The sequence below is a fragment of the Sphingobacterium paludis genome, assembly GCF_004364125.1.
GTDB classification, from domain to species: domain Bacteria; phylum Bacteroidota; class Bacteroidia; order Sphingobacteriales; family Sphingobacteriaceae; genus Sphingobacterium; species Sphingobacterium paludis.
Map to the genome: position 1 here is coordinate 120,621 of NZ_SNZV01000004.1, position 20,949 is coordinate 141,569.

At 42.2% G+C, this 20,949-nt stretch carries 23 protein-coding genes; all 23 read left to right on the forward strand.

The genetic code is table 11. The annotated features are described in order from the left end of the window. Positions 1-20: 20 nt before the first annotated feature. The 23 genes from B0I21_RS08730 (at position 21) to B0I21_RS08840 (ending at position 20,815) form a co-directional block, all read left to right on the forward strand. Complete coding sequence (locus B0I21_RS08730) at positions 21-422, forward strand: sugar 3,4-ketoisomerase (RefSeq protein WP_133640098.1); 402 nt, start codon at positions 21-23, stop codon at positions 420-422. Beyond that, a complete protein-coding gene (locus B0I21_RS08735) occupies positions 415-828 on the forward strand; it encodes a sugar 3,4-ketoisomerase (RefSeq protein WP_133640099.1) in 414 nt (137 codons plus the stop codon). The genes B0I21_RS08730 and B0I21_RS08735 overlap by 8 nt, the downstream gene beginning before the upstream one ends. Further along, positions 825-1,355 (forward strand): acyltransferase, encoded by a 531-nt coding sequence (locus tag B0I21_RS08740; protein ID WP_133640100.1) that lies wholly within the window; start codon positions 825-827, stop codon positions 1,353-1,355. Before B0I21_RS08735 ends, B0I21_RS08740 begins: the two co-directional genes overlap by 4 nt. After that, positions 1,352-2,452: a DegT/DnrJ/EryC1/StrS family aminotransferase gene (locus B0I21_RS08745; RefSeq protein ID WP_133640101.1), complete on the forward strand. Its 1,101-nt coding sequence runs from the start codon at positions 1,352-1,354 to the stop codon at positions 2,450-2,452. Before B0I21_RS08740 ends, B0I21_RS08745 begins: the two co-directional genes overlap by 4 nt. Positions 2,453-2,462: 10 nt before the next feature. Further along, a complete protein-coding gene (locus tag B0I21_RS08750; protein ID WP_133640102.1) occupies positions 2,463-3,362 on the forward strand; it encodes a glycosyltransferase family 2 protein in 900 nt (299 codons plus the stop codon). 90 nt (positions 3,363-3,452) lie between these two features. Beyond that, complete coding sequence (locus tag B0I21_RS08755) at positions 3,453-4,400, forward strand: glycosyltransferase family 2 protein (protein WP_133640103.1); 948 nt, start codon at positions 3,453-3,455, stop codon at positions 4,398-4,400. A 5-nt stretch (positions 4,401-4,405) separates the two neighbouring features. Further along, entirely contained in the window at positions 4,406-4,948 is a 543-nt protein-coding gene (locus B0I21_RS08760) for a serine O-acetyltransferase (RefSeq protein WP_133640104.1), read from the forward strand. Between the two features lies 1 nt (position 4,949). After that, positions 4,950-5,753 carry a glycosyltransferase family 2 protein gene (locus B0I21_RS08765; RefSeq protein WP_133640105.1) on the forward strand — a complete coding sequence of 268 codons (804 nt, stop codon included), beginning with the start codon at positions 4,950-4,952 and terminating at the stop codon, positions 5,751-5,753. A 7-nt stretch (positions 5,754-5,760) separates the two neighbouring features. After that, the gene (locus tag B0I21_RS08770; RefSeq protein ID WP_208292306.1) at positions 5,761-6,870 is read left to right on the forward strand and encodes a glycosyltransferase; all 1,110 of its coding nucleotides are present in this window, start codon (positions 5,761-5,763) and stop codon (positions 6,868-6,870) included. Then, on the forward strand, positions 6,867-7,832 hold the full coding sequence (locus B0I21_RS08775) for a glycosyltransferase family 8 protein (RefSeq protein ID WP_208292307.1): 966 nt from the start codon (positions 6,867-6,869) through the stop codon (positions 7,830-7,832). Before B0I21_RS08770 ends, B0I21_RS08775 begins: the two co-directional genes overlap by 4 nt. Next, positions 7,829-8,686, forward strand: a complete 858-nt coding sequence (locus tag B0I21_RS08780; protein WP_133640106.1) for a beta-1,6-N-acetylglucosaminyltransferase — start codon at positions 7,829-7,831, stop codon at positions 8,684-8,686. The genes B0I21_RS08775 and B0I21_RS08780 overlap by 4 nt, the downstream gene beginning before the upstream one ends. Beyond that, positions 8,683-9,552 (forward strand): beta-1,6-N-acetylglucosaminyltransferase, encoded by an 870-nt coding sequence (locus B0I21_RS08785; protein ID WP_133640107.1) that lies wholly within the window; start codon positions 8,683-8,685, stop codon positions 9,550-9,552. The genes B0I21_RS08780 and B0I21_RS08785 overlap by 4 nt, the downstream gene beginning before the upstream one ends. Beyond that, a complete protein-coding gene (locus B0I21_RS08790; RefSeq protein ID WP_133640108.1) occupies positions 9,552-10,637 on the forward strand; it encodes an acyltransferase family protein in 1,086 nt (361 codons plus the stop codon). Before B0I21_RS08785 ends, B0I21_RS08790 begins: the two co-directional genes overlap by 1 nt. Before the next feature lie 2 nt (positions 10,638-10,639). Next, positions 10,640-11,647: a glycosyltransferase family 2 protein gene (locus B0I21_RS08795; RefSeq protein WP_133640109.1), complete on the forward strand. Its 1,008-nt coding sequence runs from the start codon at positions 10,640-10,642 to the stop codon at positions 11,645-11,647. 5 nt (positions 11,648-11,652) lie between these two features. After that, on the forward strand, positions 11,653-12,933 hold the full coding sequence (locus tag B0I21_RS08800) for a hypothetical protein (protein WP_208292308.1): 1,281 nt from the start codon (positions 11,653-11,655) through the stop codon (positions 12,931-12,933). Next, the gene (locus B0I21_RS08805) at positions 12,930-14,063 is read left to right on the forward strand and encodes a glycosyltransferase family 4 protein (RefSeq protein WP_133640110.1); all 1,134 of its coding nucleotides are present in this window, start codon (positions 12,930-12,932) and stop codon (positions 14,061-14,063) included. The genes B0I21_RS08800 and B0I21_RS08805 overlap by 4 nt, the downstream gene beginning before the upstream one ends. Positions 14,064-14,069: 6 nt before the next feature. Further along, entirely contained in the window at positions 14,070-15,206 is a 1,137-nt protein-coding gene (locus B0I21_RS08810; RefSeq protein ID WP_133640111.1) for a glycosyltransferase, read from the forward strand. 5 nt (positions 15,207-15,211) lie between these two features. Further along, on the forward strand, positions 15,212-16,333 hold the full coding sequence (locus B0I21_RS08815) for a glycosyltransferase (RefSeq protein ID WP_133640112.1): 1,122 nt from the start codon (positions 15,212-15,214) through the stop codon (positions 16,331-16,333). A gap of 104 nt (positions 16,334-16,437) precedes the next feature. After that, complete coding sequence (locus B0I21_RS08820; RefSeq protein WP_133640113.1) at positions 16,438-16,875, forward strand: S24 family peptidase; 438 nt, start codon at positions 16,438-16,440, stop codon at positions 16,873-16,875. A 3-nt stretch (positions 16,876-16,878) separates the two neighbouring features. Next, positions 16,879-17,148 carry a PqqD family protein gene (locus B0I21_RS08825; protein WP_133640114.1) on the forward strand — a complete coding sequence of 90 codons (270 nt, stop codon included), beginning with the start codon at positions 16,879-16,881 and terminating at the stop codon, positions 17,146-17,148. Positions 17,149-17,151: 3 nt separating this feature from the next. Beyond that, a complete protein-coding gene (locus tag B0I21_RS08830; RefSeq protein ID WP_133640115.1) occupies positions 17,152-18,252 on the forward strand; it encodes a nucleotidyltransferase family protein in 1,101 nt (366 codons plus the stop codon). After that, positions 18,252-19,880, forward strand: a complete 1,629-nt coding sequence (locus tag B0I21_RS08835) for an ABC transporter ATP-binding protein (RefSeq protein ID WP_133640116.1) — start codon at positions 18,252-18,254, stop codon at positions 19,878-19,880. The genes B0I21_RS08830 and B0I21_RS08835 overlap by 1 nt, the downstream gene beginning before the upstream one ends. Next, positions 19,880-20,815, forward strand: a complete 936-nt coding sequence (locus B0I21_RS08840; protein WP_133640117.1) for a hypothetical protein — start codon at positions 19,880-19,882, stop codon at positions 20,813-20,815. The genes B0I21_RS08835 and B0I21_RS08840 overlap by 1 nt, the downstream gene beginning before the upstream one ends. The last annotated feature ends 134 nt before the right edge of the window (positions 20,816-20,949 follow it).

Genomic DNA, 20,949 nt, shown 5'->3' on the forward strand with positions numbered 1-20,949 from the left:
TCATGATAAAGCAAACGATTATGAGTGGACCTAAAATTATTGATTTGCCGAAGATATTAGACAAACGCGGCAATCTGTCCTTTTTTGAAAATAGTAAGCAGATTCCGTTCGAAATTAAGCGCACATATTGGATCTACGATGTCCCCGGAGGTGAAACCCGCGGGAGCCATGCTTTCCGAGAACAGCAAGAGTTTATTGTAGCGCTTTCCGGTAGTTTTGACGTCGTATTGCATGATGGAATCAAGGAGCACAGATTTCAGATGAATCGCTCATATTACGGTTTGTTAATTCCAAACATGTATTGGCGAACGTTGGAAAACTTTTCAACGAATTCCTTAGCATTAATTGTTTCTGATAGAAATTTTAACGAGGCGGACTACATCCGTGATTTTGATACGTTTAAAAAGGCTAATCATGAATAATATTTCAGTTTTTGATTGTTCCGTTATTGACTTAGGGCAGATATCCTTAGATGAAGGTAACATCACCGTCTTGGAAAATGATAGATTCCCTTTCGAGGTTAAGCGTATATTTTATTTGTATGATATTAAGGGAGGAGAAAGCAGGGGGGCACACGCTCATAAAGCGTGTCATCAGTTTCTGATTGCAGCGAGCGGCAGCTTTGAGATACATTTGGATGATGGAGCTTACAAAAGGCAGGTGTTTATTAACCGACCTAATTTGGGTTTACACATTCCGCCAGGCGTTTGGGCTTCAGAAATGAATTTTAGTTCGGGATCTATCTGTTTAGTCATAGCGTCACACTTATATGATGAGGAAGATTACATTAGAAATTACGAGCACTTTTTAAATTTTAAAAAATTATGACGATACATAGCTCTTCCGACGTCCAAACTAAAAATGTAGGCAAAGATACTTATGTTTGGCAATTTTGTGTGATTTTAAAGGATGCAGTTATTGGGGAGAACTGTAATATTAACAGTCATGTTTTTATTGAAAATGACGTAGCTATTGGAAATAACGTTACAATAAAGTCTGGTGTACAAATTTGGGATGGTGTGATTATTCAAGATAATGTTTTTATCGGCCCAAATGTAACATTTACCAATGATCTTATTCCGCGTTCAAAACACTATCCTAAAGCATTTGAAAAGACAGTTATAAAAAAAGGAGCCTCTGTTGGAGCTAATGCAACTATTGTAGCGGGGCATACCGTAGGGGATTATGCTTTTATTGGTGCGGGAAGTGTAGTTACTAAAAATATCCCCCCGCATCACGTATATTATGGTAATCCTGCAGCTCATAAAGGTTATATTACTAAAGAAGGAATTCTATTAGATTTGAAGGGAAAAACAAAAGAAGGTTTACAATTTGACATTCAGCAATTTAAATGATAAAATTCTTAGATCTACAAAAAATCAATCTGGCTTATCAAGAGCAAATTGAACAAAGGCTTCTAGAGGTGTTTCGGGGAGGTTGGTATTTATTGGGTAAAGAGGTTGAAAAGTTTGAAAGAAATTTGAAAGATTATGTAGAAGCTGATCATGTTATTGGCGTGGCAAATGGACTCGATGCATTAAGGTTGATCTTTAGGGCGTATATAGAATTGGGTATAATGAAAGCCGGAGATGAAGTCATTGTGCCTGCAAACACCTACATAGCCTCTATCTTAGCCATTTCAGATAATGGTTTGATTCCGGTTTTGTGCGAACCCGATGAACGGTCATTTAACATTGATGTGACCAAAATTGAGCCGTTAATAACGTCACGTACAAAGGCTATAATGCTAGTTCACTTATACGGTCGCGCCGTTTTTTCGACCGATCTTTTCGATCTGGCAACACGTTTTCAATTGAAAATTATTGAGGATAATGCACAGGCTATTGGCGCGGAATGGAATGGTATAAAAACAGGTGCATTAGGTGATGCTGCTGGATTTAGTTTTTATCCGGGAAAAAATCTAGGTGCTTTGGGCGATGGCGGTGCAGTCACATGTAAAGATCAAGTGTTAGCTAATACCATTCGCGCAATCGCTAATTATGGTTCTAGTAAGAAGTACGTCAATATCTACAAAGGTTTAAACTCTCGATTGGACGAGATACAAGCCGCTGTTTTGGATGAGAAGTTGAAATATTTGGACGTGGATAACGAGAAAAGGCGTGAAATAGCCAATTATTATTTGAAACATATACATAATAATAAGATTCTCTTGCCGGAAATGCCAACCGATGAAAAGTCGCACGTTTGCCATGTTTTTGTTATCCGGTGTATCAATCGAGATGAGTTGCAACGCTATCTAACAGAAAAAGGAATACAGTCATTAATTCATTATCCCATTCCGCCACATAAACAGGAAGCATATGCGGAGTATAATACCCTTTCATTCCCGTTAACAGAAAAAATTCATGAAGAGGTTTTAAGCTTGCCAATCAGCCCTGTTATGGAAGATAGGGAAGTTCGATACATTGTTGATGCAATAAACCAGTTTTAAAACGTTCCAAATGAGTCAGCCTTTAGTTTCGATTATTGTTGTTTCTTACAACCATGCTCGGTTCATCACGGAGAATCTTGATAGTATAAAAGCTCAGTCTTATGGGAATATAGAACTGATCGTAGCGGACGATGCTTCGCAAGACAATTCTATAGCAACATTTGATAAATGGCTGGCAGAGAACGACGTCTCGGCTAAAAAGAACTATCATAAAATAAATACAGGTTTGACGACTATGGTGAACGAATGTTTGAAAATGGCAAAAGGAGAATATGTAAAATTGATTGCAGCAGATGATTTCTTGCATATAAATTATATTGAACGATGTGTAGATAGTCTTATTAAAACGAATATGAAGGCTGTGATTACGAATGCATTTGCCGTTGACAAGGAATCACAAATTATCTCTGATGCATATTTTGATATCCCGAGCTATGGCAGCCAGTCTGAAATGGCAGAAATACTGATGCATTATAACTTCGTGCCAGGCTCTACCTTATTTTTAGCCAAAGATGTTTTTGAGAAAGTTGGCCACTATGCTCACGATACGATCTTAGAGGACTACAACTTTGCATTAAGAATGGCGAAAGCTGAATTAATCATTGGCGTAATTCGCAATTCGTTAATTTACTATAGGCGACATGAAAATAATCTGACTGTTACCAAGATAGAACGATTACAGGTAGAGCGGATAAAAGAGCAAATTTTATTTGATGAATCAGGAAGCTACTCAGGTATTGTGTCGACGAACATACTCCGAGAAATTGTGGTGGGTAACTCGTCTTTGCCTCTTATCCGGTCGCTTTATCAAAATTACAGAGGGAGAGATAAGCGGGCAATGATCGGCTTGCGATATCCTAAATTATATCGTTTACTTTTCCGATTAAAAAATAAGTTGTCGTCGAAGTAAGAACTAAGTATAGATTCTTGAAATTAGCTGTATGATTGTCAATGCCGTCGAATTTTACAGTTGATGATAGTAATCAAATAAAACTGCATTATGTCTACGTTATCATTTATTCTACCCGTATTTAAAGCCAACTATTTAAAAGAGGCGATTAACAGTATCCTGAACCAAACATTTACGGACTTCGAACTTATAATCGTTAATGACCAATCGCCGGACAATATTTCGGAAATAGTTGGCGAATTTTCGGACGAGAGGATAAAATTTTATGAAAATGAGGTGAACATTGGCGGAAAAGATTTAGTGGAAAATTGGAATCGCTGCTTGGTATATGCAACAGGGGAATGGGTCGTGTTGGCCTCCGATGACGATTATTACGATCCAAAATTTGCTGAAAAGCTTCTTGATAAAATTCAACAATATCCTTCAGTTAGTTTGGTACACTGCCGCTACAAGGTTATAAATGGAAAGGATGAGGTTATCGAGATTTCGGAGCCATGTCTAGCATTTGAACAACCGGAAGAATTTGTTTTCCAAAATATAATAAAGCGGAGGCGGCAAGTTGCTCCCGACTTTATGTTTAAGTTAGCCGATCTGCAGCAAGTAGGGGGCTTTGTAAATTTTCCTTTAGCTTGGGGATCAGATGATGCTACATGGTGTAAGCTAGCCCTCAACGCAGGTGTCGCTTACGTTGACGAAATACTTTTTACATGGCGATTTTCCGGAATAAACATCAGTGCTCAACAGAACAATGTGCTAAAGAAGGCGAAAACTAGAATACACTTTTTAGCATATTTTAATCGTGAAATAATCCCATTTCTGAAGACAGATAATATCATAGCAGCTTATTATACGAAGGTTACACAACACAATTTAACGAAGTCGATACAGGGGGAGGTTGTCAATACAATTGCTTCAAGCAGGTCGTTTAAGGTTTTATTTGCGCTGCTAAAAGACAGGGCACTACGTGAACTGCTCGGTATCAAAAATTTGCTAAAGATGACCTTTGTGATGCTTTATTTTAGAACCTTTAAAAGATGACCGGTATGGACTTGAATCAATATCTCGCTAGCGATCGAATGGATTACTTGCCATTTTTGTCCAAGGGATACATTATGGATTGGTTGTTAAAGTCGGAACAATATTGGTTGCGTAGTTTTGTAAGGGCGCTGCGAAAAGAGGAATATTATACCTTTTATAAACCAAATAAGCTTTTGAAATACTACTATGCGCGGCGAAAAAATAGCCTGGGGCGTAAGCTAGGTTTTTTTATTCCTGCAGGTTGTTTCGGGCCGGGACTTAAAATTTACCATTATGGCTCTATACTGATCAATCCAAAAACACGGGTCGGGAAAAACTGTACCATTCATGGTAATTGTTGTTTAGGAAGTAAAGGCGTTTATCCCGATGACTCTCCCGTGATCGGAGATAATGTGGACATAGGGCAAGGGGCGCAAGTGTTGGGCGGAATAATGATAGCAGATGGCGTGAAAATAGGGGCTGGCGCTATCGTCACGAAATCAATTTTAGAACAGAATGTTACCGTGGTAGGTATTCCTGCACGTATTGTTCATCAACAAACAACGTAATATGAAAATTACTATCATTACCGTGACGCTCAATAATAGGGATTACCTGGAGCAGACGATTCGATCTGTAATTGATCAATCGTATTCAGATAAGGAATACATTGTCATTGATGGGGGAAGTTTAGATGGCAGTAAGGGGCTGATTGAAAGTTATGCAGCGCATATAGATTATTGGGTGAGCGAAAGGGACAACGGTATCTACCATGCTATGAACAAAGGGATAGCGGTAGCTACAGGAGATTACTGCCTGTTTTTAAACGCCGGCGACGTCTTTGTAGATTCTTCGGTTCTGGATCGTGCCAAGCCATTGCTCAATGCAGATTTCATGTATGGGGCGGCTTATGTCGTGGAGCCCAATAAAACCAAGTCACTGTGGAAGGGGCCGCTTCAAGTCACCCCGCTTTTTTTTATGCAGCGATTCTCACTATGTCATCAATCGGTGTTCACAAAAATGCATGTCCTGAAAGCAAGGCCTTACAACGAAAGTTATCAGGTAGTCGGCGACTACGAGCAGATGTTTTACGAGCTGATCATCAATAAGAGAACATTCCGAAGGTTGGAAATGGTCATTGCAGATTTTCGCAGAGACGGTATATCCGCTGACGACTATAAAGCCGATTTGGAAAAACAAAAAGTGCTCGAAGCGTTTCGTTATTTCGGCTATATCGAACATGATGAATTGTTAAAAAGGATAAGTCAACTGAAAATGGGTACAAGAAAATACGCATTAGCCTTATTTTTTTTACGTTTGATCGTCGATGGCGCCAAAACGCTAGCACCATTCCGGAGCAAGTTGGGAAAATAATAGAGTAGTGGAGAAATTTTACGTAGACGGCATGGGAAAAAATATGCGCATTTTGCATATAGTCACGCGGATTGATTCAGGTGGAATAAGTACTTTTTTATACAATTACTATAAATTTTTAGATCGCTCTGAAACGCAGTTTGATATCGTGGCCATCGATACTGGTTCTCCCCAAGGTTATCACGAAGTTTTTACGGCTCTGGGTGTTCGGATATTTTATATGCCAAATCCGATGTTTCAACGAGTTATTTTTCTGACAAGATTAATTCGATCAATGGGCTATGATTTGGTTCACGCGCATATTGAATTGCAGTCATCTGTTTATTTGGCGGTAGCAGCCCTATGTGGCGTTAAGAACCGGGTGGCACACGCGCACTTGTCTATGGAGCGTACAGGGTTAACCAATAAGCTGCTGCGCGTATTGATGAATGCGGTGGTTACGGCGCGAGCGGGAGCCAGCGATCTTTCCATTCGTGCTGTATTTGGAAAACGATACGCGAAGCAGGCGATGGTACTGTATAATGCCGTTGATGTGGAAAGATTCGCTTTTCAGCCTGCCGTGAGAGAAGCTAAACGAACAGAACTTGGCCTTGCTGACAGGGACATCGTAGGCTTCGTAGGTCGATTATCTGCACAAAAAAATGTCTTCTTTTTGTTGGATGTCATCAAGCATCTTGTTAAAGTAAAGCCGCAAGCTATTTTGCTGATTGTAGGCGAAGGTGAATTGCGCGCGCAGATGGAGCAAAAAATCAATGCGCTGAACATCACGCAAAACGTGCTTTTTCTGAGTAACCGAACGGACATACCTGAGCTCATGATGGCCATGGATGTACTGCTGTTGCCTTCGTTGTATGAAGGGCTACCCTTGGTGTTAGTGGAGGCACAAGCTGCTGCGTTGAAATGTTTAGTTTCTAATCATGTTACGAAGTTGGTGGACGTTACCGAATTTATTCGTTACTTGGATATTGAAGAGGCCGAAGCATGGAGCAACGGGATAATGCAAGAGCTAAACTATTCACGATACCCAATGGAAAAAACAATCACGAGAAAGCGATTTAATATCCGGAAAGAAGCGCAAAATCTCAACCAGTTTTACATAGAATTAATAAACAAATGATGCAAGAGGAACGCACAGGACCTAACCAAATAGAGGTACCCATTGTACTGGCGTTTACGCCGAACTATTTTGTGCCGGTGGCCACCTGTATTACCTCTGTCCTGCAATATGCAGGTGAAACATCGAAGTTTCACTTTATTTGTCTATTAACAGAGGCACTGCCTACAGCTATGCAAGAGCTGTTAAAAGATCTTGGCGCGGCACGCGCTCGATTTACATTTATGGACTTAACCGGCGCTGTTTCCGAAGAAATCTATGTGGACCCTAAATACACCATTGCCGCATCGTACCGTTTATTGCTTCCGAGCCTGTTGCCCGAATACGATAAAATTCTGTATATCGACTGTGATATGATTTTCCAAAATGATTTGAGCATACTCTACCATCGTATGGATTTACAGGATAATTATATGGCCGGTGTTTTTGAAGCCACATTAGAAGTGCAGCAAGCGCACATGCAGGCCATCGGCTGCGCACCAGGTTCCTACATCAATAGCGGTCTGCTTTTAATGAACCTGAAGCAGCTTCGTGCCGACGATATGGTAAGTCAGTTCTTGGAAGCGGCCAAAGTTGAGGGCTTAGCGTTTCCCGATCAAGATGTAATTAACCAGTTGTGTAAAGGCCGAATCGTTGGTCTTCCGCCGTTTTGGAACAGTATACGGACATTTTTGCTTCCCCAGTACAAAACTAGTTTTTTGAAATTTTATACCGAGCAAGATTGGAGAACGGTACAACGCCGGGGAAATGTACATTACACCGGGCCCAAACCCTGGAATACGTTCACCGTCGCTTTTGATCTTTGGTGGAGCTATTACAATCGCTTACCAGTCGCTATAAAAAAGCTGATTACGATTGATCCTAAATTGGTACTCATCGCAACCGTATATAGAAACTCATTGGGTAAATTCGGCGTCAAGCTTGTACAGACCGTATACCGTAGATTAAAAGGGAGGGCCGAATGAAACACGCTTATTTAGTGATCGCGCACAATGAATTTGAGGTGTTGAAAAAACTGATCGCGGCACTGGACGACCCACGAAACGATATATACGTCCATATCGATAAAAAAGTGACAAGCTGCCCCGTGCTGCAAACGCAATATGCCAAGCTCGATATGCTGAAAAAGAGACAAGACATCCGTTGGGGCTCGGTATCGCAAATCAAAGCGGAGTACTTACTGTTTGAAGCTGCTTTGGCAAATGATACGGCATACGATCGGTATCACCTCATCTCGGGAACGCATCTTCCGCTTAAAGCCCAAGATGATATTCACGCGTTTTTCCGCGAACAAAGCGGAAAAGAAATCCTAAACTTTCTCTACACCAATTCCTATGAAATTGATATGAAACTTGCTCGATATCATTTCTTCCTCAACTATTTTCAATATGGCAAACCCTGGATCAAGCGCATAGCGAACCTATGTTGGCATGTCATTATAAAACTACAATATATACTTTCTATACGTCGACGGGCGCTGGATGTACATATAAAAGCAAATAATTGGGTAAGTTTGACCGAACAAGCCGTGCAGCATATTGTTTCACGAAAAAAAGAAGTTTTGAGGGCGTTTCGCTGGTCGCTGTGTGGCGATGAATATTTCGTACCGTATCTCATAGCGGATAAAAAATCGGGCTTTACGGTGCTGGATGAACCGAAACTTCTTTTTAATGAGTTCGTCGGAAGCAACCCTAGGATATTGACGATGGAAGATTATGCTTTCATAATACATAGTGATTACCTATTTGCAAGAAAATTTAGCCAATCGGCAATGGACGTAGTCGACAAGTTAGTAGAGACTATAAAAAGAGACGTATGAAGCACGCCTATCTGATCCTAGCTCATCATGAATTTGAACTTCTTGCCTGCTTGGTTGAGGGGCTGGATGATCCGCGTAATACCATTTTTATACATTTTGATAGCAAAGTATCTGCCTTGCCCACGTTAAAAACAAAGTTTGCGAATTTATTTGTTTTGGAAGAGCGGATAGATGTGCGTTGGGGCGACGTGAGTATCGTAGAGGCAGAATTGCGCTTGTTTCAAATGGCGCAGGACAGCGGTAACTTCAGTCATTATCATTTGCTATCTGGAGTAGATATGCCGCTGCAAACGCAAGATGTCATCCATAGTTTTTGCGCCGCACATCCTAACAAGCAGTTTATTGGCTATTCACAGGGTGACCAACGCGCGCACGTCGAACGTAAGGTGCAGCGATACCATATTTTTCCAAGACATTTTAGAGCTAGCGGTAATCTTGCCGATCGTCTGCGAAAAATTTTGCGATTTCTCTGCCTGCGGTTACAATTTGTATTGAACGTAAAAAGAAATCAAGATATTGAGTTTAAAAAGGGTACGCAGTGGCTTAGTTTAACGGCTGATTTTGTAGCATTTTTACTGGTTCAAAAAGAGGAGATTTTGAAGCGGTATAGTTATACCTTTTGCGCTGATGAAATTTTTGTACAAACGGCCTGCTGGAATTCGCCATTTCGTAGCCAAATTTATGACCTCAAGGATGAAGGTAATGGCTCGCAGCGTATGATTCAATGGCGGGATAATCAGTTAATCGATTGGCAAGACAAGGATTTTGATACCTTAGCACATTCCCAGTTGCTCTTTGCTCGGAAATTTAACGAGGCCAATTCGGACGTTGTTCAAAAATTGTTAACAAATATACGCCTTAGATAATGGTAGATTTAGAAATAAAGAGACAGCAATCTGAAGCCGTCGAAATCTTAAGATTTCCTTTGATGTTTTTGGTTATATTTGTTCATATGCTTCCTTATGAGCAACGGGCGATTCCACCAGTGTTCGGTGGTGAATCTGTCTATATTTTTGTCTCCGAATTAATATCTCATCATATCGGTAGGATAGCTGTACCTTTCTTTTTTGTGTTTTCAGGCTATTTCTTTTTCAGTAAAATAGACAATTGGACGGCTAATCTCTACTTCACTCAATTAAAAAAGCGGTATAGTACGTTATTATTTCCCTATATTTTTTGGAATTTGGCCTTGGTCATTGTTATTGTAGTTGTAAATCTAATGCTCGAATATGTAGGGCGGGCCCCTAATGAGAATTATCACGATCTCCGGCAGAGTTCTCTTTACGATCTGTTTTGGGGATATCCTATAAATTTTCCTTTATGGTACATCCGTGATTTAATGGTTATGGTAGTTTTGAGCCCCATCTTTTATTATTTTTTCAAGCTGTTAAGAGGATTTGGGCTTTGTATTATCGCGGTGCTTTATCTATCAACTTTAGAGAGTAATTTGCCAGGGATAAGCAGCACCGCCATTATGTATTTCGGATTAGGGGCATATGTTAGCCTTGCGAAGGTAGATGTTGTGAATTTCTGTTTGCGTTATGGGAAGCTATTCGCAGCATTGGCCCTAGTTGCTTTGGCAGTTACCGCCTTGTATACGGCAAAGCCTGAAAACGAATATGTCGTACGTACCTTCGTACTATTCGCCTTACCAAGTGTTTTTCTATTAGCAATTTCTTTGGCTAAAAAGAGCCGTGTCAAAAGATACTTACTTATGTTATCACCCGCTGTGTTTTTTATTTACGCTACACATACGATCTATATCTTGGGAAAACTGAAGGGAGCCTTTTCAAGAACATCCTTCGCAGAACCAGGTTGGGGAATGTTAATGGGGTACTTTCTAATTCCAGTGCTGTGCATGGCGGTTCTTTTGCTTTTCTATTTTCTGCTACATCGATATCTACCCAAGCCACTGTCATTGGTTACTGGGAGTAGAATCAAACAACTGTAATTATGCCTGTAGAAAAGCCCAATAATCCACTCGTTTCTATTATTATTCCGGTATATAATGCTGAGAATACGTTAATGATTTGCTTAGAATCGCTAAGCAAATTAGATTATCCTGCATTGGAATTGTTGTTTGTGAATGACAGCAGTACCGATGGTAGTTTAGATATACTGGAAGAGTTTGTGCCAAATTTTTTGGGAAGTGAAAGGCAAGCAAAGGTCATAAGCCATGCATCAAACAAGGGAGTGGCAGTTGCACGAAACACCGGACTGGATCACGCAACAGGCATGTATATCTATTATGTAGATGCCGATGATAGTTTAGCAACAAATTCCGTATCCCTTGCTATCGACAAAGCGCAGGAGATGGATGCAGAGATTGTAGGTTTCAATTGGTTTTTAGCTTTTAATGCGAACGAACGGAAGATGAACCAACCGGCTTTCCAGACGCCTTGGGAGGCTCTTGAAAAGATGATGTTGGGAACCTTGCGTTGGAACCTTTGGTTGTTTTTGGTGAAACGCTCGCTGTATGAACAACATAACATTCGGTTTACGCCCGGGATGAATATGGGCGAGGATCTCATGGTTATGGTGAAGTTGTTTTCCTACGCGGAGCGTGTTGCGTTTATTGATGAGGCATTATACCGCTACCGACAATCGAATAGTGCTTCCTTAACAAAAACGTATACGGACGCTCATATCGAACAGGTAACGCGTAATATCAATGACGTCGAATCATTTTTGAGGGCTAGTCGCTACGCCCCGAAATTAGGCAACCTCTTGGAACAATTGAAATTAAACATAAAATTGCCCTTATTGATCTCGGCTAAAACGAAGCAGTATAAGCGTTGGCGGAACTGGTTTCCAGAAGCAAATGCATACGTATGGGATAACAAAGCATTGCCATTACGCACACGTCTCATCCAATATTTCGCGTGGAAAAAGCAATTTTGGCTGCTGAAAATATATTATTATTTTGTGATACGTTTTGTATATGGTATTATTTATCGCTAGGAGACATGCTTAAATTTCTGCAATACATATCAATAACCATATTGGTAAGTCTTTACTACTTTCCTATCGGTTTGTCATTCCTTCCCGCAAGTTTAAATACAAAAAATGTTTTAGCCCTTGCCGGCATGTTCTTCCTGCTCTACGACTGTATCAGAGCTTCGCGTGTCACTATACCGTTAAATTTGCTTGGATCGATAGGGCTCGCCGTGCTGTTCTCCTTAATTTGTCTATACAGTACGGACTATAACCATACCACCGACTATGCTTATGCAAATTATTACATATCTTTTGCTGTTTGGATATTTGGGGCCTACAGCGTTTGTACCGCTATCCGTTTCTTGCATGGTGCGGCTAATTTTAAACGTATTACGCTGTATTTAACTGCCGTATGCTTTGCACAGTGTGTTGCAGCCATGCTAATCGACCGTATTCCCTCGATACAAATGCTGGTGGATAGTTACGTGAATCAAGGTCAGGAATTTTTCGAAGAAGTAGATCGTTTATATGGCATCGGTGCGGCTTTGGACACGGCGGGGGTAAGATTTTCGTTGGTGCTGGTGATGATTGCAGCGTTATTGGTCAATGACGCGAAGATACGCTCCAACGCATGGCACGTAGCCCTTTTATTGCTGTCGTTTTTTACCATTACGCTCATTGGAAATATGATGGCCAGAACCACCATCCTTGGTTTTGGTATGGCGTTGGCCTACTTAGCCATCGCTACCGATGCCTGGAAGCTGGTTATTCGAGAACGATTTTTTAAGTTCTTTTTAGTGTTTTTGTTGATTCTTGCTTTCGGTATATCTATTTCAGTCTATCTCTATCAGACGGATGAAAGTTTTTACCATAATATGCGCTTTGCCTTTGAAGGCTTTTTTAACTGGGTGGAGAAAGGCGAGTGGCGCACCGACTCGACAGATAAGCTGAACCGGGAAATGTGGATATGGCCACAAGATACAAAGACCTGGATTATAGGTTCTGGCTTGTTTGACAATTTTCTATACAGCACAGATATTGGCTATTGCCGTTTTATCCTATACTGTGGCCTCACCGGCTTTTCGGTGTTTGCCCTGTTCTTCATCTATAATGCCTATATATTTGCGCAGCAAGATAAGCGCTATGCGCTGATGTTTTTCTTTTTCGTGGTTATCACCTTCGTCATCTGGCTAAAGGTAGCAACAGATATCTTCGTTATCTATGCACTATTCTTTTGCCTGGATGGTTTGGGGCAAAAAACCTTTGTCCGCAAGCAGCCGATGCGTCAACCCCTAGCCACAGCGGTATGAAGATTGTCTATTGTATAGCTGCCACAAGCAACTCGGGGGGTATGGAACGTGTACTGACAAACAAAGCCAATTACTTTGCGCGACTTGGGTTTGATGTGCATATTATTACAACAGACCAACAAGGCAAAGCTAGCTTTTTCCCGCTGGACGCTCGGGTACATCAGCACGACTTAGGCATTAACTACGTGCTAAACAATGGGAAAGGTATCGTGAAAAAACTGCTTAGCTACCGCTTAAAACAAAGGAAACATCAGCAGCGCCTAAGCCGACTGCTGCTGCAGTTGCAGCCAGATGTGACGCTTTCCATGTTTGATCATGAAGTGTCTTTCCTTTACAAAATCAAGGATAAAAGTAAAAAGATACTCGAAATACACTTTTCGCGATTTAAACGGCTGCAATACGGACGTCGTGGCCTATGGGGCCTCATCGACCAATGGCGGAGCAAGCAGGATGTGGCCTTTGCCAAACGTTATGAACGATTTGTGGTGCTTACGCAAGAAGACAGGGGCTACTGGGGGGCACTGCCAAACATAAGCGTGATACCAAACGCTAATAGTTTTGTTCCCAAATCAGTTTCGGATTTGAGCAACAAACAAGTGATAGCGGTAGGACGGTATGACTACCAAAAGCGTTTTGAAGATCTGATAGAAGCCTGGAAAGAAATTAAAGTAAAATGCCCGGATTGGTCTTTGAATATTTTCGGCCAGGGCCCGCTACAGGATCGTTTGCAGCAGCAAATCCAACGCTATAGTCTGCAAGATGTTATCACGTTGCGCGAGCCCGTCAAGGATATTGAAAGTCAATATATTCAGCACGCGCTATTGGCCATGACCTCGCGCTATGAAGGTTTACCCATGGCTCTGTTAGAAGCCCAGGCTTGCGGCCTTCCACTGGTCGCCTACGCCTGCAAATGCGGCCCTCGAGATGTTATTAATGAGGGGGAAAACGGTTTTCTTGTTGACGAGGGCGATCATGCAGGTTTGGCAAACCGTATTATTCAACTCATGCAAGATAATAGACTTCGGGCTGATATGGGTCAGCGAGCGAAGCTTCTATCCTCACAGTATACAGAAGAAGTCATCATGAAATTATGGCTCGATTTATTTAACGAATTGCTTGGTAAAGGTTAACGCATAATGGCACAAAAGAATGAACTCCACCATAGGAAGACAATCGTTATCTCCGCTGTAAACTTAAACAGAGGCGGTACACTACGTATCTTGCGGGATTGTCTAAATTACCTATCCATCCTGGCCGAGCATGAAGACTATCGTATACTGGCTATTGTCTATAAAAAGGAGCTGGTAGATTTTCCCAATATTGAATATATAGAAACGCAGTGGCCCAAAAAAAGATGGGTCAATAGGCTTTGGTATGAATATGTATCCCTTCGTAACCTATCCAAAAGCTTGCAGCCCGTTGCATTGTGGTTTTCGTTGCATGACACAACCCCTTCGGTTGTAGCAACGCGGCGTGCCGTATATTGCCACAATTCCTTTCCTTTTTTGAAATGGAACCTTCGGGATGTGTTGTTCGCACCAAAAATTGTTCTTTTTGCGTTGTTTTCCCGTTTTATTTATCAGTTTAATATCCAAAAAAATAACTATGTGGTCGTTCAGCAAGAATGGTTCCGGGATGCGTTTGTGCGTTTGTTTAACCTAAACGCCAAACAAATCATTGTGGCGCCGGCAAACGGTACCAAACTCCATCTGGATGTGGTTACACGGCAAGCTACTCCAGATAAGGTTGTATTTATCTATCCTGCAATTGCAGATAGCCATAAAAATTTTGAATGCATTTGCGCGGCAGCGGAATGCTTATGGGCCAAAGGTGTGCGAAACTTTGAAGTGCTGCTGACGATCAGTGGAGAAGAGAATACATACACGAAATGGTTGTTCAACCGATGGGCAAAGAAAACGCCTGCTTTGCGCTTCTTAGGCTATTTGGATCGAGCAACGTTGTTTCAACACTATCAGGCATCCGACTGTCTGATTTTCTCGTCGAAGGTGGAGACTTGGGGGCTTCCGATTTCTGAGTTTTCCCAGTATGGGCGTCCGCTCCTCCTTGCAGATCTTCCTTATGCACACGAAACAGCTAAAGGGAACAATGAGGTCGCTTTCTTCGGTATAGATGATCATCAGGTGCTCGCTAGCTATATGGAAAAGCTTATCGCTGGCGACAAGTCTTTTTTAAAACCTGTGCCTGACACCCCGCTGCAAGAGCCGGTGGTGCAGTCTTGGGAAGAATTATTTATGAAATTATTGGAACGATAGATCCTATGAAAGTACTACAACTGGGTAAGTTTTACCCGATCCGCGGGGGTGTAGAGAAAGTGATGTATGACTTGATGTTGGGCTTATCAGAAGCGGGGGTGCACTGCGATATGCTTTGCGCATCTACAGAGGACCATCCGGGTGGTACTATCCGGATAAATGACTTGGCCCATTTATTTGTTATTCCCACGCAACTTAGTTTAGCGGCAACAAAGCTTGCCCCGGCTATGATCAGCCGGTTGCGAAAAATCGCGCAGCATTATGATATTATCCATGTGCATCATCCGGATCCAATGGCCTGTTTGGCTCTTTTTCTTTCCGGATACAAAGGGAAAGTTATTTTGCATTGGCACAGTGACATCCTAAAGCAGAAAGTGCTCTTGAAGGCATATGCCCCGTTACAGCGATGGCTTATTAAGCGCGCGGACAAGATATTGGGGACGACGCCTAAATACGTCGCCGAATCGCCGTTCTTGCAGAAGGTGCAGCATAAGACAGGCTATATTCCTATTGGTGTAGAACCCTTGCAACCCGAAGCCTCGCTGGTACATCAAATACAAAAGCGTTATGCAGGGAAGAAAATCATTTTTTCCTTGGGCCGTTTAGTCGCTTACAAGGGCTATGAATATTTAATTCAAGCCGCGCGTACATTAAGCGATGATTACTGCGTCGTTATAGGAGGTAAGGGACCATTGCAGCACAGTTTGGAGACATTGATTGTGGCGAACGATCTACAACAGAAAGTTTTCTTGATTGGATATATTCCTGATGAAGAAATTCCTGCATATTTTGCGGCTTCGAGTCAGTTTTGCCTGCCCTCCATATTAAAAACGGAGGCGTTTGCCATTGTACAGATTGAGGCCATGTCTTGTGGTAAACCGGTGGTATCTACCGATATTCCCGGATCTGGCGTAAGTTGGGTAAATCAAGATGGTGAATCCGGCTTGATCGTGCCTATAGAGGATGCCAACGCGCTCGCGCAGAAAATTACAGAGATTGGTGAAAACGATGACCGCTATCAACAGTTAGCCGTCGGAGCAAAAAATAGATATAATCAGTATTTTACAAGGGCAAAGATGGTAGAGGTATGTCGTGGATATTATGGACAAGTGCTAGAACGGAAATAAAGAAAAGAGGAGCTGCCTTATGCGTTTACTTTATATTTTTTCAAACAAATTGTAGCGTATTTGCGTATTTTAACAGGTATAAAGTGTGAGTATAGTTGGTGGGCATGGATCGAAAAGTCGTTATTAATAATAAGGTTTTTTTTGATGAAATTCAGTTTCATCTTGCGAAGGGCAAGGCTGTTTCCTTTGTTATTCGAGGCGAGAGTATGCGACCCTTTTTATTTGAAGGAGACAAAGTTCAGGTTCGTCGTGCCGATCTTCAACGCGTGAAGCTGGGCGATATTTTGTTAGCCAAATGGCGCGGCAATTATGTACTGCATCGATTGGTAAGAAAGAGAAAAAACAAATTTGGATTGGCAGGAGATGCTAATTTTTCGCAAATTGAGTGGGTTGAGGAGGGCAATGTTATTGCAAAGGTAGTCGGCGCCACACGTGGAGAAGAGAAACTAAGAAATCCTGAAGACGGATTAAACCGTATATTAGGCGTACTTTGGTTTTATATGCGACCAGCAAGACGGATGGTTGCTAAAATAAAAAAATAGAAAATGAAATTAAGAGAAGATTTGATTCTGAGACACGTCGGTGAAGATTACATTATTGTAGAGCCTGGGCAAGATCAGATTGATATGTCGCGGGTGTATACGTTAAACGAGACAGCGGCTTGGCTTTGGGAACAATTGCAAGGAAAAGAATTTCTGTTGACAGAGGTGACCGCCTTGCTTTTGGATCGTTATGAGGTTGATGAAGCGACAGCAACGGATGATGCGCAGAAGCTTATCGATTTATTTCGTGCGCAAAACTTACTTAAAGGATAATTAATGAGTTCAGAACAGATACATGATTCTTTTTTCTGTTTACTACGTTTAGGCTTATGGGAGGCTGCTACAGAACCCGTAGATAGCTTTTTCCCGCTATCTGCGCAGCAATGGGAAAAGGTATTTCAACTCGCTGTAAAACAAACGGTAGAAGGTGTTCTGTTCGAGGGAGTCAATAAATTGCCGGTAGCTTTACATCCGCCCAAGACGCTTTTACTGCGCTGGACTGTCCGTGTAGATGCTATCGAACGGCGTAATAATTGGATGAATAAGATCATCGCGGCGCAGGTGCGTTTCTTCAAAACGCAAAACATACATCCTATTTTATTAAAGGGCCAAGGCTTGGCCCGTTGCTATCCCAATCCGAACGTTCGGGTCTGCGGCGACATCGACTGGTATGTCGAGAGCAAGAAAAATAGTAAGGCGCTCTTCAGCATGTTTCAGAAGCAGGGCCTTAAGCCCGAGGCGCAGGCCGGCTTTAGCTTTAGCTTTCTTTGGAACAATTGCGACACCGAGATTCATCAACGCCTTCTTGATCTTCATAATCCTTTCGTGAAATCGTTTTTAAAGCGGCTCGAAAAAAAGGAACAGCTAAATCGTATCACGCTCCAGGTGGGAGAAGAATCCGTTTTTCTGCCATCAGCCTTATTAACCTATGTACAGGTTAATGCTCATATTTTAAAACATTTACTGTCTTTCGGAATTGGTATCAGGCAGCTCTGTGACTCGGCGCGTATATGTTTTCAGTATGCCCATGTTATTGATGGCGAGGAGCTGCGTCAAGTTTACCGAAAACTTGGGATCTTAAAGTGGATCGATCTTCTCCATATGTTACTGGTGAAATATATTGGGCTCGAGGCGACAAGCCTGCCGTTTCCTTTGCCTAAAAATGGCCAAGCCGACTGGATGATGAAAGAGATATTGGTCGCCGGAAATTTTGGCTTTCACGATGACCGGGTTGATCTGGCGCGGGAAGATCAAACAAACCAACGCGTGGACAGCTTCAAGCGGTGGAAAAATAATTTCCGCCGATACATCGCCTATGCACCGCAAGAGACCATATTTTTTCCACTCGTACAATTTTATTCGCGATTTGTAAAATAATGCGTTCCTATTCTGTGCCATATCAGCTTCGTTGGGTTTGGTCCTTAACCCAAGATTTTCGCAAACAGCTTTTCGGATATTTTCTGCTCGAATTGCTGGCCATTGGCTTCTCGTTGTTTTTTGTTTTTTTTTCGAAGCGAGCTATCGATCAGGCTGTACACAGTGTGCCGGGAAACCTACGAACAACGCTGATCTATGTCGTAGGTGCCGTTATGTTGGGCCTATTGATCAAAGCCATTTCCACCCGCTGGAACGAAACCATTGGGTTGAAAATGGGACTGAGGCTGCAGCGAACACTGGTTGGCGGACAAATGCGGGCGGTCTGGAAATATGCCAAAGACTGGCATACGGGTGACCTCATGCTGCGTTTACAAACAGACACGGCAGAGGTTTCCCAAATGCTAAGCCAAGGGATTCTATCGTTCCTTTTGGTCTTAATTAGGTTGTTGGCCTCCTTTGGCTTTCTATGGTTAATGGATCCCATGTTGGCGCTAACCATTGTAGGTATATCGCCACTTTTTTTATTTTCGAAGCTATACTTTCGAAAAATGCGTCGATTAAACGCGGAAGTTAAACAAGCAGAAAGTAACTTTGGAAATGTTTTGCAGGAGAACTTGCGATTCCGGCTTTTGATCCGAGCGCTAGGTCTTATCCCTTCACGAGAAGGAAAGCTGAAGAACAGTCAAGATGTTATTTTTTCATTGAAGATGGCCCAACAAAATTTTGCCATCAGCAGTCAAACCATCATGAAGTTCACCATTAATGGCGGTTACTTATTAACGTTTATTTGGGGAATCTACCGTTTGGACGCAGGGCAAATATCTTTTGGTACAATGGCTGCTTTTTTGCAACTTGTCAGTAGGATACAGACACCTATCCTTCAGGCAATGAGTTTCGTGCCGCAGTTTATTCGTTTTCGTACAGCTGTTGATCGTCTGCTCGCGTTGCATCATGATGAAAAGGAGGCGGAAATGGAGGCACAGGTTTTAAAAGCGCCGACTGCCATCAAAATAAACGACGTGGCCTTTCGTTATGAAGATACGATGGTCATTGACAATTTTTCTGCGAGCATGCACCGCGGACAGCCTGTGGCTATAGTCGGTTCCAGTGGACGTGGAAAGACTACATTAATACGTTTATTGCTCGCACTAATTACGCCCCATAAAGGTGAAATTTTAGTCGAACAAAATAATGGAACTATTGTTTTATCAAATGTGCACCGTGTCAATTTTGCTTATGTCCCTCAAGGGAATTCTTTGTTTAGCGGAAGCATATTGGATAATTTAATTGGCGATCAGGCGATTGATGCCGAACAGATAAAGCGTGCTATTTACTTAGCAAATGCTGAATTTGTATACAGCCTGCCGCAGGGCCTGGACACGGTAGTTGGCGAGTCAGGTTTCGGATTGTCTGAAGGGCAGGCTCAACGTATTGCGATTGCTCGCGCGATGATGCGTGAGGCATCTATTTGGCTTTTTGACGAAATAACGTCTGCCTTGGATGTCGAAACAGCGGAAATTGTCGTACAACGATTGGCGGATGCTGGAACAGACAAAATTATACTTTTTGTTACACATGATATGAAGTTGGCCGCGCGGTGCCATCAAACAATTTTTATACAAGGTTAATGAACGATTCAGACACGACTACGACGCAAACGAGAGAAAAAGTGAGCTTATATTATGAAATTGCTAATCTCGTGATGCGCGTGTCACTTCCACAAACTATAAGCCCGGATGAGGTGCTGCCAAGTTTCGCCCCTTTTTTACGGGATAAGGATTTGGGGCGGATGATATCGACGGTAGCTATTCAGTTTGGCTCGCTGGAGGACGATGTAACAAGTACAAAACTGCTGAGTGAAGAGTCGCTCGTGTGGGGGGATCATTTTCAGTTTAGAGAGTCTGACGCGTATTACTATACGATCTTACGTGCTGGGCATGGGGAGCGCGCGTGGACAATGCGCAGTACGAAAGATTTTTCTAGGAATGAAATCTACGCCGTGGAACAAGAAATGTATACAACAACCGTGCTTCCTTGGTTACTAATGGTTACCTTTGCGCAAGCTGCTTTGCCTTACGATACTGTGCTCATTCATGCGTCTGTTGTAGAACGCGCCGGCCAAGGTGTGGCGTTTTTAGGAAAAAGTGGTACCGGAAAAAGTACGCATAGTCGGCTTTGGCTAACGACTTTAGCAGATTTTCAATTGCTGAATGACGATAACCCAGCATTACGAATCGCTGAAGATAATACGATATGGATTTATGGAACTCCGTGGAGTGGAAAAACACCATGTTACCGTGATTTAGGCGTACGTTTACAAGCGGTGGTACGCTTAACACAAGCCAAGACAAACAGCTTTGCTTGGAAAAAAGGAAAAGAGGCCTTAATTACCATGTTGCCCAGCGGATCTGCTTTACGCTGGAACAGTGGCCTATTTGCTGCAATGACTTCGATATTCCAGCGTGTGCAAGAGCACGTGGCTATAGGTAATTTACATTGCCTACCCAATGCGGAAGCCGCTGAAATATGTTATACCGCCGTAGAACAAAAAGGAATGAAATAAATTGGCAAGTGAAATATCCATGATGGCCGAAAGTCTAAAATGGATGTGTCACAAACTAATCACACGATAGATCTCGCCAAGGCGAGTTCACAACAGAATTATTTATATAAGAACCATGAAGACGTTTCGTGCCG